This is a genomic window from Nostoc sp. ATCC 53789, from assembly GCF_009873495.1.
GTDB lineage: Bacteria > Cyanobacteriota > Cyanobacteriia > Cyanobacteriales > Nostocaceae > Nostoc > Nostoc muscorum_A.
In genome coordinates this window covers 4,596,831-4,608,612 of the sequence record NZ_CP046703.1, presented here as the reverse complement: position 1 = coordinate 4,608,612, position 11,782 = coordinate 4,596,831, and the positions used below count along the sequence as shown (strand labels likewise).

Sequence of the window (11,782 nt, the reverse complement as noted above, 5' to 3'; positions counted from 1 at the left end):
GCACAGATCACACAGAGAAGAGAGGAAATTGAATGAGTCGGCGGTTATTAGTTACTGGGGGTGCGGGGTTTATTGGGGCGAATTTTGTCCATCACTGGTGTCAGGTTTATCCAGATGACCGTGTGGTGGTGTTGGATGCGCTTACATACGCGGGGAATCGTCTGAATTTGGCGGCGGTTGAGGGAAGAGAGAATTTTCGGTTTGTGCAGGGGGATATTTGCGATCGCACCATCATAGACAACCTATTATCAACTGAAAATATAGATACTATCGCCCATTTTGCTGCTGAATCTCATGTTGATCGTTCGATTCTTGGGCCGGCGGCTTTTGTGCAAACTAATGTGGTGGGAACTTTCACGCTGCTGGAAGCTTTTCGCCAATATTGGGAGGCTAAAGCACAGCCATCTGATTATCGTTTCCTACACGTTTCGACTGATGAAGTCTACGGTAGTTTGGGTCCAGATGATGCGGCTTTTTCGGAAACTACACCTTACGCTCCTAATAGTCCCTATTCAGCTTCCAAAGCTGGTAGCGATCACTTAGTGCGTGCTTATTATCATACTTATAAGCTTCCTACCATTATCACAAATTGCTCTAATAACTACGGGCCTTATCAATTTCCCGAAAAGCTAATTCCCCTGATGTGTATCAACACTTTAATAGGTAAACCATTACCTGTTTATGGCGATGGTAAAAATGTGCGGGATTGGCTTTATGTGGTCGATCATTGTCGTGCTTTGGATGTGGTAATCAATCATGGTCAACCAGGGGAAACCTACAATATTGGTGGCAACAATGAGGTGGAAAATCTCAACCTGGTGCAGCTTTTGTGTGAAATGATGGATGAATTAGCACCTGATTTACCAATACGTCCAGCAAAGGATTTGATTACTTTTGTCAAGGATAGACAGGGACACGATCGGAGATATGCAATTAATGCGAACAAGATTAAAACTCAGCTTGGTTGGACACCTTCTGTAACAATTGCTGAGGGTTTACGTTTAACTGTTGAATGGTATCTCAATCATCGTGATTGGTGGGAACCTCTGCTGTCTGCGGAATATCAAGCTTACTATCGCAAAAATTATCTCATTCCCACAATTTCTCTAGATAATGACTATCCTTGAATATAAGGGAATCAGATCGGCGTAAACTGCCAGCAGGTGTAAGATGCTGCAACCAGAACAGATATTACAAGATCGTTATCAAATCCAACACCAACTTGGTAACAATGGAATTCGTCAAACTTGGCTTGCAAAGGATTTACAAGCCTCTGATGGCGAAAATTCGACCGTTGTGGTCAAACTTTTAGCCTTTGGCGGTACTATACAGTGGGATGATTTAAAACTTTTTGAGAGAGAAGCACAAATTCTTAAACAGCTAAATCATCCCCGCATTCCTAGATATATAGATTATTTTTGTATCGACGATCGCACTCTCTGGTTTGGCTTAATACAACAATATATTCCTGGTGAGTCGCTTAAAGAAAAACTTGCTCTTGGCAAAAGGTTTACTGAAAAGCGAGCGAGAAAAATCGCCGGTGAGATTTTAAATATTCTCATGTATTTACATGAGTTAAACCCAGGAGTGTTACATAGAGATATAAAACCGAGTAATTTAATCTGGGGCGAAGATAATCGGATTTATTTGGTTGATTTTGGCGCAGTACAAGATAAAGCGGCAAGAGAAGGCGTTACTTTCACCGTTGTGGGTACTTATGGTTATGCCCCAATGGAACAATTTGGTGGTCGAGCAGTTCCAGCTTCAGACCTCTATGCACTGGGTGCGACTCTGATTCATTTGCTCACTGGGATTTCCCCCTCTGATTTACCTCAGCAGGATTTGCGACTGCAATTTGCAGACCGAGTTAATCTCAGTCCTAGTTTTGCCAGTTGGCTACAAAAGTTAATAGAACCCGCTCCCGAACAACGATTTACTGATGCTCGCCAAGCGCTGAATGCTCTCAAATCTGGTCTGGCTGTGAAATCTGCAAACAGAAGTCAGCTTTTACCGTTAAGAGAAATAATTAACAATTCTGGATGCGGCATAAGTAATCAAAATGAAACAGTCCCAGAGGAAATTCTCGGTTGGAACTGGGGCGCATTTCTCATGCCTTGGTTGTGGATGTGGCCGAATCAGGTATGGTATGGGCTATTCTGTTTTGTACCACATGGTTGGTGGTTAATGGCGATCGCACTCGGTGCCAAAGGCAATGAATGGGCTTGGAAAAGTAGACAGTGGCGCAGTATTGAACAATTCAAAGCCCATCAAAGAGGCTGGGCGATCGCTGGTATTCTAATTGGAGCGCCTATTAGTATTATGCTCTGGGTTCGAGCGATCGCTTTGCTCAAAGCTGCATTTTAGTTGGGAATTGGGAATTGGGAATTGGGAATTGGGCATGGGCAAGAGGACTTGGGGACAAGGAGAATTGGGGACAAGGGGAAAGACTTGTCCCCAATTCTCACCCCTTGTCCCCTTGTCCCCTTGTCTCCCCTGCCCCCCTGCTCCCTTCCCCTCTGCTTCTTTCTAACCGCTCACTTGCGATTCAACTACACCCACGGGACAAGAAACATTTGTCCCTCCCAAACCACAATACCCATTAGGATTTTTAGCCAGATATTGCTGATGGTAAGCTTCTGCGTAATAGAATTCCGGTGCATCTAAGATTTCTGTAGTAATCTTGCCATAACCTGCATCGTTGAGAGCTTGCTGATAAGCTTCCCGTGATGCTTCTGCTAGCTGCTTTTGGCTTTCAGAATATACATAAATTCCTGAACGGTATTGAGTGCCAGCATCATTACCTTGGCGCATCCCTTGGGTAGGATTGTGGCTTTCCCAAAAGACTTTGAGTAGTTCAGAATAACTAATTATTTTGGGATCAAACACCACCAGCACCACTTCATTGTGACCGGTTCGCCCACTACATACCTCTTCATAAGTTGGGTTGGGTGTAAATCCAGCAGCGTAACCCACTGCGGTAGTGTAAACTCCTTTAAGTTGCCAGAATTTGCGTTCTGCACCCCAAAAACAGCCCAAGCCAAAGATTGCTTTCTCTAATCCATCGGGATAAGGAGCTTTTAAAGGATTATTGTTGACATAGTGAGCAGCAGGTACTGACATAGACTGCGCCCTTCCTGACAAAGCTTCTTCTGGTGTGGGCATAACTTGCTTTTTGCCAAATCCGAATAGTGCCATTGATTTTGACTCTGATATATATCTTTACCTTATTTTCTATTGTAAAGATTCTTGCGATCGCTTGGGGTTTTCTCAGAGTCCTCACTGGACTGTGTTGACCTTGTGGCGCTAGTTCATGCTATTCATCAATATGAATACTTTTCAAAAGTAAGTAGTCGTCAGAAGTACTCATGGATAAAATACCAAAAATTGATCGTCAAAGGGAGCATCAAGCGAACGAACGTACTTTTCTAGCTTGGCTACGTACTTCTATTTCATTGATTGGTTTTGGTTTTGCTATTGCGCGATTTGGTATATTTCTGCAACAGCTAAATATTGCTATTATTCAACAAGAAACTCCGGTAAATCCATTATCCAACTCGGAAAATTTGGGTGTTTCTTTGGTAGTTTTTGGAATTTTGGTTGTTGCATTAGCCGCATGGCGATACAACCAAGTTTTCTGGCAAATTGAACGAGCAGATTATAAACCAAATAGGATCATCGTTTGGATAATGACTGGAGTAGTAATTATTTTGGGACTTCTCAGTATTCCTTTGCTCTTAAGGCGTGATAAAGTCCTTCCTCGCTCTCCTTTTCCGACTCAACCACAGTCTCGAAATTTCCAAAGTTCAACCCCAAACTTCAATCTGAAAAAGGGGACAATTACTACTAAATACAAACAGATATATTACAACAAGATCCCTGAGTTCTTAAAGAAGTCGGTGATCTGAGCCTTACTTGGCAGTAGCCTCAGAAATAACTGTTACACAAGCATTCACCAAAGGTAACAGCGGCCCTAATTGTTCTTGTCCATTTACGGCTAAATCGCTGTGACACAAATAAACTCTCTCGGACACGCGAGATAGTAAATCTGTCAAAATCCTCCGCAGTCGTTCTTCTTCTGCCAATTTTTCATCTTCTGCTGTCCAAGGTTCACCTAACCTGTCTTGCAAGAAAAAGGGCGCACCAAATAACGTCGCTGCGCCACCTTTGGCCCAAAGAGGTGAACCAGCATCCAGCCAAAAATGCCAACGGTGCGATCGCCTGCTAGACCGATATTGAAATATAGTTGCTAAGGTGACGGCCTTTCTCGCTCCACCAATAGGGCGTACAGGATAAGGGTTGGCGGTGATTGTACCACGTCGCAGTAATTGAATGAATTCGATAATAGTTGTGTGAGGCGTTGTCTCAACTGGGGCAATTTGTCGTAACCTGGTGTCAATTTCCCAGTAGTGTTGGGCGGTTTCTAATAATTCCCGCAATGCTGCTAGTTGTTCGTAGGGGAGATTGCTACCATTCCACAAGAAGCGCTGAATTGCTCTGTCTAAGAGGGAAATGGGACTGGGAATTAACCGCAGTTCTTGTTGCGATCGCTGCTGTTCTAACCACTCCAATATCTCATTATAGGCTGTAGTAGCCGCATAGCCGATTCTATCCCAGCGCTCGAAGGCTGACACTGGTAGCAAGTTGGGGCGATCAGGATGAGGTACAAAGCAGTAATCTGCTATCAAACCAGCGCGTACCGGATCAATGTGAGTGCTGAGTTGTGAGTGCTGAGTTGTGAGTGCTGAGTGAGGAGTGAGGAGTGAGGAGTTTTCTGGTGGTTGTTGTTTCCTGCTCAATACAACTAGCATTTCTGCCACGGCATCCCGATCCACGAGGCGACCCAAGCCGGGATAAACTAGTGCCAGCATGGTGAGTAAGGCGCGAATGACGGGTGAACTAATTAGGGGACGTTGGTCATTGAGCGATTCTACCTGGATGTTTTGCTTGACGAGGATTTCTACTAGAGTATAACGAGCGATCGCATCTAAACCTGGTGCAATAATCGCTACTTCTTCTGCTTGTACTTGCTGCGATTGGATAGCTTCAGCAATTACCTCTGCTGTTTGGCGCAATAATTGAGCGCGGGAGGTAGTTTGAATGGAATGCACAATCTCAGGTAAACTCACCAACACCATTGGTTCTGTGACTAATTCCACCATCTGTTTAGCTTGCTCTCCCAGAGACTCTGGAGGCGGCTCGCTTAAGATTTCTACCCGACAACGCTTTGCTAACCCTTCTAGATATTTGGGATCTGCTCCCAATCCCAATCGCACTGCACCGTCAGGATTATAGCTAAACGCGCCGATCGCGCCTCGATCTAATAGCAATTCAAACAAAAGACGCGCTACGCTAGGATAATCGTCAACATCATCTGCCAATACTGCTTGATAGCGTTTAGTTAGGTGCTGTTGGTAGTTGCGATCGCTTAATAAATATTGACTATAGAGTTCGGTAATAATGCCATAAGTTAGTAACCCCCTCTCTAAACACCAGTTACGCCAATCAATGAGCAAAGATGCCAAAAATTCCGGCTCTAAAGTTGTAGTGTTTTCCCCCAGACCCCTTGTCAAAATCTGGGCAATATCTTCGCAATGTACACCACTGTAAGCAGCTAATTGCAATAAGTCTAAAATGCGACGCACCAAGCGCGACTCATTCACTCCCGCAACTCGTAAAATTTCTTCGTCTAGTTGGGAACGCCAAAGTTTGGTTGCTAACTCTTGTTCCGTTTCTGGTCGCAACCTTACCGGAAACTGGGCCTTCAGGTTCAATGAGTTAATTAGCAACGGCCAAAATAAAATAACTTCATCCTGGAAAAAGCCTAGCGGTGTCTTGGCACGTACCGGATATTTCCCTAATGTGGATGTAACAATGATATCCCCCAACTCTCGGCGATTATCATCATTAGCAGCTAAGACTAAAACTCCTGGCTCTGTTTGTTTAAGATATAAAAATTCAGGTATGCGAACGCCTTTTTTACGTGCTTCCTTATTAGTATAAAATAATTCGGTATGCTGCTTCTCAGGTTGTACCCAACTACAAAATTGCTCTACCAAGCGAGCCGTCTTCCCAGTGCGACTAGTGCCAACAATCCAAACCGAATGAGAAACCACAAACTTTCTCCTTGTAGATTTGCTAATATACCTCGTGGGTTAACTTAAGGTTAAGAATCACCAAATAATGCTGGATGATTGTTTCCAATGAAAAATTCTGTTTTTAGCCAAAAAATCTATTCTTTTTTACTTGCTGCTTATCGATGGTACTTACAGACTCCTGAACGTTCTTTACATGAAGCTTACGATGCAGCATTAAAGATTAAGGAAATAGAAGATAAGCATTTCAGTGGTAATAAAATAGACATTGGTTCAGCCACGTATAGTAACAGCGTGATGGATTATTTTGAGTCAGACCTCAACAAGCTTTTAAAAATTGCTAAGATGCGGCTGACAGAGTTTAGAGCAAGCCGTTGGTTTCTAAATGAAGAGAATCAAAAAGCTGCTCAGAAAGCAGGTATAGAACATCCCAGTCCTTCTTTGGTTTTGGAAAAGCTAAACTTTATCGATCAAGTTATATCTAAATACACCATAAGTTCCGATCAAATAACTTCTAATGCTTTAGCAGTCAAACCTCCAAATCTACCAATTAACTCTGCCATATCTGATGATAAATTGCTGCCCGTCAATACTCCAACGTTACCACCCAAAATACCAACTCAGGACTCGGATAAAAAACAAAAACCCAAGGGTAAAGTAGATACCACAGGCGTTCTACCCCGTTCTATTTTAAGTACTATCACTCGTCTGCAAGTTGAATTAGATCCTAATTCTGAAAAAGAAGTAATTCAGAATTTTCGTCAAACTCAAAGAAGAACAATAATATCTATCAGGTTTATTTTACTATTAATTATCATACCACTTTTGACGCATCAGATAGCAAAAGCTTTTGTCGTTGGGCCATCTGTTGAGCATTTTAGAAGTAGCGATCAGATGCAGATATTTATCAACTCAGAAATGGAAGAGGAAGCTCTTGAAAAATTAGAAAGATTTGAAGAAAAGCTCAAGTTTGAAAATCTCATTATAAATGCTCCTCCACTTTCGCCTGAACAGATGGAAGCTAAAATGACAGACAAGGCTGTAGAGCTTGCTGAAGAATTTCGTCACGAAAGCTCTAATGCGATCAAAAATGTTTTTGCAGATATGTTCTCGGTTGGTGCTTTTATCTGGCTTTTGCTTGTTAGCAAGTCTTCTATTGCTGTAGTCAAAGATTTCTTTGATAATATTGTCTATGGACTTAGTGATAGTGCCAAGGCATTTATCATCATTTTGTTTACTGATATATTTGTAGGTTTCCACTCTCCTCATGGTTGGGAAGTACTCCTAGAAGGTGTATCGCGTCATTGGGGATTACCAGCAAATCGAGATTTTATTTTCTTATTTATTGCTACATTCCCAGTGATTTTAGATACCATTTTTAAATATTGGATATTCCGATATTTAAACCGGATATCGCCTTCGGCAGTTGCGACTTATCGTAATATGAATGAATAAGGGATTGGGAATTGGGAATTGAAAATTGGGAATTGGAAATTGGGAACTAAATTATTTGGTTTTTGAATTTGAGCGAAGTGGGATAATCTCAAAAATTTTGAATTTTGATGAAAAAGACACTTGCTGAGTTAGGAAAGTTTAGCAAATTTATCGCTATTGGCTTACCTGTGGTTTTGTCGATTTTTCTAGTGCGGATTCAATCTTTGGCGCATCAAGAACTCAGTCCGTCAGAATGTCGGTTGAAAAAGTGGGATATACCAGTTTCCTTGACTGATGAAAACCAAAATGGACTTCCACAAAAGCAAAAAGCACCATTAATCCAAAGGCTACCAGTTACTTGTTGTCAAGGTGATACATCTTGCTTGGATGAACTTCTCTATGGAGAAATACCAGATAAAAAGGCGCTATTGAGTGCGATCGCTCGGAGTCTCCAATACTTGCAAACGGCTAACGCTGCGACTGCTTATCAGAACTACCAGGTAACTGGAATTACACGCGATCGCGTCTTCAAAAGCTTGAAAAGATTCCGCGAACTCGTCTTGACAACTAATTCTGCAACAGAATTACATCAAGCCATCGAGCGAGAATTTGTTCTTTACCAGTCAGTCGGTAAAGATAACCAAGGTTCTGTTTTATTCACCGCCTATTATGAACCGATTTACGCAGCCAGTCGCGTCCCCACTCCAGAATATCGCTATCCTGTTTATCGATTACCTCCTGATTTAAACTCTTGGCCTAAGCCGCATCCGACACGAGAGGAGTTAGAAGGAGCAGATGGTTTACAAGGCGCAAAAGGGAAATTACGAGGATTAGAGTTGTTTTGGTTTCGCGATCGCCTCGAACCCTATTTAGCTCAAATTCAAGGTTCAGCACGACTTCAGCTTCCCGATGGGACTCAGACAACAATCGGCTATGCTGGTAATAATGCTTATAACTACAAAAGCATTGGGCGAGAATTAGCGAATGATGGCAAATTACCGTTAGAAGGGATGACTATGCCAATCATTCTCGACTATTTTCAAAAGCATCCCCAAGAATTAAATATTTATATTCCGCGCGATCGCAGTTTTGTTTTTTTTCAAGAAAATCACGGTGAACCAGCTCAAGGTTCGATCAACGTACCCCTAACAGCAGAGCGTTCCATCGCTACAGATAAATCTCTCATGCCTCCTGGTGCTTTAGCGTTGATTCGCGCTTCTATTCCTTTCGCTAATCCTACCGGAAAACTGGAGGAGCGTATCATTAGCCGCTATGTTCTTGACCAAGATACTGGCGGCGCAATTAAAGGTGCAGGTAGGGTAGATTATTTTTTAGGTACTGGTAAATTAGCAGGCGATCGCGCAGGTGTGACAGTCAGTAATGGACAATTATTTTATTTACTACTCAAGTCCAAGAATTAAACCCACTCGCATTTTCATACTAAGAATCCCGACTTCTCTAAAAAAAGCCGGGATTCTTAGCCTTTCGGCATTAATGAAACGCTTGGGGTAATTACGAATTATGGATTACGCTTCTATATCCATATCACCATCATCATCGTCATGATCGTAAGGGATATCATCAAGGTCGATCATTTCTGAAATTTCTTCTACTTCATTTAGATACTCAGATTCTTGATGTTCACGCTCGATTAGACGACCAGTTGACTTTAGCCATTCCAAAAGAATAAATTCATTACTTGTACGAATTACAGGCGCTCGTTGGTTACGAGGTTCTTCACGCAAAGGACTGATAGGCATAAAAAAGACTCACTTTGAATTATGGATCGCTGTACAAAAACAAAAAAATTGTACATTTAAGGTTAAAAGGCTCGTTAGGCAAGACTTTTATGAACAAATAAAATATGAACTATTGAGTTTTTTATTCTCTTGTCCGTCTACTTACTTACCATTAAAATGTCTTTGCGTCCGCCTTAATCATAAATCTTAAAGCAGACACAATCTCACAAAGCATTTGGTAGCTTGCCGAGAGTTTCATACATATCAGAGGGTAATGCAGACAATCTGTTCGCTACAGCGACTGCATCAGCTAAATTGCTAAATTGACACCGGACAATCTCTTGTCCATTTCCTGAAGGAAATCGCTTTCTAGCTTTGTTAGATACAGCACAAATAATCGCTAAAGCTTTGGCAAACCCATCTTTTGTTAAGATTGTTTCTTGAGCGAACCCTTCAACAGGGATAAGACAAACCTCAAACCGATAGCCAGGTCTGGGAGAAACGGCTATATCGATATAAGGTTTATCTTCTTTTCTGATTCTGCGTAAATATTTGGCTGTGGAATTAGTATCGTGCAAATCAGTCCCAAGGGCGTAAGTAAAGAAACAATCTTCTGTGAGTGACTCAGGACGGGTAATTATATCCGTTGGCATAAGTTTAAGTACTATCCGTATGTTCTCTGGGTTTGTGACACACTAAACTTGTCCGTTCTTTTTAGCATATTTTTTGAAAGTGAGAGGTATTAGTTTCAGGCCAGGTATTGCAATACAGTTCTACTCACTAAAAATTTCAATTTTTGCAATCCTTAAAGACTCTCATCTTTAAATGATAAATTTGCAATATAAACTGACAAAAAACACCTCCAGAAGCAAAGTTTGTGGAGATTTAGATTCGGAGAGGTGTCTACATAGTCAGTTACATGACCGAAAATATTTCTCAACTATTTTATCATAACATAGTTAACGGTTGAACTTTTTTCAACTATGTCTGACCCATAGATGCAAGGTCAACAACAGCATTAAGTTGTATTCAATTCCGATTTTTAGATAATTGAAGACATAGAAGATGAATAGTTAGTGCGATCGCATCATCTCATCTAAAGAGGATGTTTGAAAAGTCCTCTTGTCGGTATCAAAAATTTTAGATCCCCCCAAATCCACGCCACTTGCTCTACTTGGGGAGACCCCAAGACCGCAGTGGCTCTCCTTCAAAAGGGGGACTTTGATTCCGGTTCCCCCTTTTTTAAGGGGGGTTAGGGGGGATCTAAAGTGCCTAAAGTCAGAGCGAAACACTTTTCAAACAACCTCTAAGAATCCGAATAAATTATTTACAGGACTGTTACTGAACCCATTGAGTGGGTTGGCAATAGCTGAGAAAATTAGTGGTATAACATAATCTGCAAAAGTATTTCCATCTTTTACCAGTGGGATACTGTAGCCACTACGTTGCAAACTTACTCAACTTGTAACAAGTATGTCGTAGATTGTACTATACAAGAAAAAGATAACACCTCACAAAACGGTTACTTGGAGGAATAAAATGTTTTCTATAGAACTTGTAACTACGCGTTCAAGTATTGGCTCGCGTTTCTACTGAATTCCCCAGCTTCTAATTGAGGCAAAAGCACTGAGATAGAAAGAGTTTAGGAGAACTATGGCAGTTATGGTTTAAAGCTTGAAACCTAGTTTCTCAAACCACGCATACTTACCTTATTAAACTAAAATTAATATTTTATTAATTTAAATTAATAATAGTTTGTATATAATGTAAGACTTTACTACGAACTTCATAATTTTATTACAAATGAATGTTCAATCATGTTAAGTTCTAAGTAAGCGTAAAATTTTAGACAACCAACACTCAAGTACACCATAGGAAAATTAGCAAATGTCTAGACAAAGTTCTCACAAGAGAAACTTTTTCAAAGCTTTAACTGGTAGCGCAGTCAAAGGATCTCATAAGTTAAGACTGGGACTGGAATCCAGCTTGATTATTTTGGTGGAATCTGTTCCTTTTTTGATTGCTTGTGCTGTACTTATAAGCGTTATCAGTCTAAAAAGTCCTATCCTGCTCTTTTGTTTACTCGTTGGTAGTTTAATTGCAGTCATCACCCAGCAAATTGGGCAGCAGGTAAATTTACCAAAGCGATCGCTAATATTATTGCAAATTCTAGCAGCAGCCGTCATCCTGAGTTTTTATTGGTTAGACTGTTTTGCCGGCCCCGCACAAGCACAGTTTTTCGGGGAAGCTGAAAAGTTTTTCAAAAAAACCTTAAGTGATGGTTCAACAACCAATAGTGGTGGTAGCAACACAGCTGTAAGTTTGATATTTAATGTGTTGCGGGCGATTTACTTACTATATATTGCAATCTCCCTGGTTGGTGTGATCAACGCAGTGCGTAAAGATGAAGATTGGCAAAGCATAGCCAGAACTCCCCTATTAGTCGTTGTTGCTGTTACTATTGCTGATGTACTCACACGCTTTGTAATTGGCGATAGCAGTAAATAATTCAGATAT

At 41.2% G+C, this 11,782-nt stretch carries 9 protein-coding genes and 1 pseudogene; 6 read left to right on the top strand and 4 right to left on the bottom strand.

Annotated elements, in window-relative coordinates; all coding sequences use genetic code 11:
• Positions 1-32: 32 nt before the first annotated feature.
• A complete protein-coding gene (gene rfbB, locus GJB62_RS19000; RefSeq protein WP_114082885.1) occupies positions 33-1,127 on the top strand; it encodes a dTDP-glucose 4,6-dehydratase in 1,095 nt (364 codons plus the stop codon).
• Positions 1,128-1,170: 43 nt separating this feature from the next.
• Positions 1,171-2,364: a serine/threonine-protein kinase gene (locus GJB62_RS18995; protein WP_114082884.1), complete on the top strand. Its 1,194-nt coding sequence runs from the start codon at positions 1,171-1,173 to the stop codon at positions 2,362-2,364.
• Between the two features lie 162 nt (positions 2,365-2,526).
• On the opposite strand, the gene msrA is transcribed toward GJB62_RS18995, so the two are convergent.
• The gene (msrA, locus tag GJB62_RS18990; RefSeq protein WP_114082883.1) at positions 2,527-3,195 is read right to left on the bottom strand and encodes a peptide-methionine (S)-S-oxide reductase MsrA; all 669 of its coding nucleotides are present in this window, start codon (positions 3,193-3,195) and stop codon (positions 2,527-2,529) included.
• 170 nt (positions 3,196-3,365) lie between these two features.
• Between msrA and GJB62_RS18985 the strand changes: the two are divergent.
• Positions 3,366-3,800 (top strand): annotated as a pseudogene (locus GJB62_RS18985) (DUF202 domain-containing protein); the annotation flags it as partial.
• Between the two features lie 108 nt (positions 3,801-3,908).
• Here the strand turns inward: GJB62_RS18985 and GJB62_RS18980 are convergent.
• On the bottom strand, positions 3,909-6,113 hold the full coding sequence (locus tag GJB62_RS18980) for a recombinase family protein (protein ID WP_114082881.1): 2,205 nt from the start codon (positions 6,111-6,113) through the stop codon (positions 3,909-3,911).
• A 78-nt stretch (positions 6,114-6,191) separates the two neighbouring features.
• Between GJB62_RS18980 and GJB62_RS18975 the strand changes: the two genes are divergently transcribed.
• Positions 6,192-7,547: a proton extrusion protein PcxA gene (locus tag GJB62_RS18975; RefSeq protein ID WP_179074152.1), complete on the top strand. Its 1,356-nt coding sequence runs from the start codon at positions 6,192-6,194 to the stop codon at positions 7,545-7,547.
• A 107-nt stretch (positions 7,548-7,654) separates the two neighbouring features.
• A complete protein-coding gene (locus GJB62_RS18970) occupies positions 7,655-8,947 on the top strand; it encodes a murein transglycosylase A (RefSeq protein ID WP_181852866.1) in 1,293 nt (430 codons plus the stop codon).
• Between the two features lie 105 nt (positions 8,948-9,052).
• On the opposite strand, the gene GJB62_RS18965 is transcribed toward GJB62_RS18970, so the two are convergent.
• Positions 9,053-9,286, bottom strand: coding sequence for a DUF3134 domain-containing protein (locus GJB62_RS18965; protein WP_114082879.1), 234 nt, complete (start codon positions 9,284-9,286; stop codon positions 9,053-9,055).
• 203 nt (positions 9,287-9,489) lie between these two features.
• Positions 9,490-9,918, bottom strand: coding sequence for a hypothetical protein (locus GJB62_RS18960; RefSeq protein WP_114082878.1), 429 nt, complete (start codon positions 9,916-9,918; stop codon positions 9,490-9,492).
• Positions 9,919-11,152: 1,234 nt separating this feature from the next.
• On the opposite strand from GJB62_RS18960, the gene GJB62_RS18955 reads away from it, so the two are divergent.
• Positions 11,153-11,773: a hypothetical protein gene (locus GJB62_RS18955; protein WP_114082876.1), complete on the top strand. Its 621-nt coding sequence runs from the start codon at positions 11,153-11,155 to the stop codon at positions 11,771-11,773.
• The last annotated feature ends 9 nt before the right edge of the window (positions 11,774-11,782 follow it).

Coding starts and splice junctions, on each gene's coding strand:
- rfbB (WP_114082885.1), top strand. CDS start 33: ATGAGTCGGCGGTTATTAGTTACTGGGGGTGCGGGGTTTATTGGGGCG.
- GJB62_RS18995 (WP_114082884.1), top strand. CDS start 1,171: ATGCTGCAACCAGAACAGATATTACAAGATCGTTATCAAATCCAACAC.
- GJB62_RS18970 (WP_181852866.1), top strand. CDS start 7,655: ATGAAAAAGACACTTGCTGAGTTAGGAAAGTTTAGCAAATTTATCGCT.
- GJB62_RS18965 (WP_114082879.1), bottom strand. CDS start 9,286: ATGCCTATCAGTCCTTTGCGTGAAGAACCTCGTAACCAACGAGCGCCT.
- GJB62_RS18960 (WP_114082878.1), bottom strand. CDS start 9,918: ATGCCAACGGATATAATTACCCGTCCTGAGTCACTCACAGAAGATTGT.
- GJB62_RS18955 (WP_114082876.1), top strand. CDS start 11,153: ATGTCTAGACAAAGTTCTCACAAGAGAAACTTTTTCAAAGCTTTAACT.
- msrA (WP_114082883.1), bottom strand. CDS start 3,195: ATGGCACTATTCGGATTTGGCAAAAAGCAAGTTATGCCCACACCAGAA.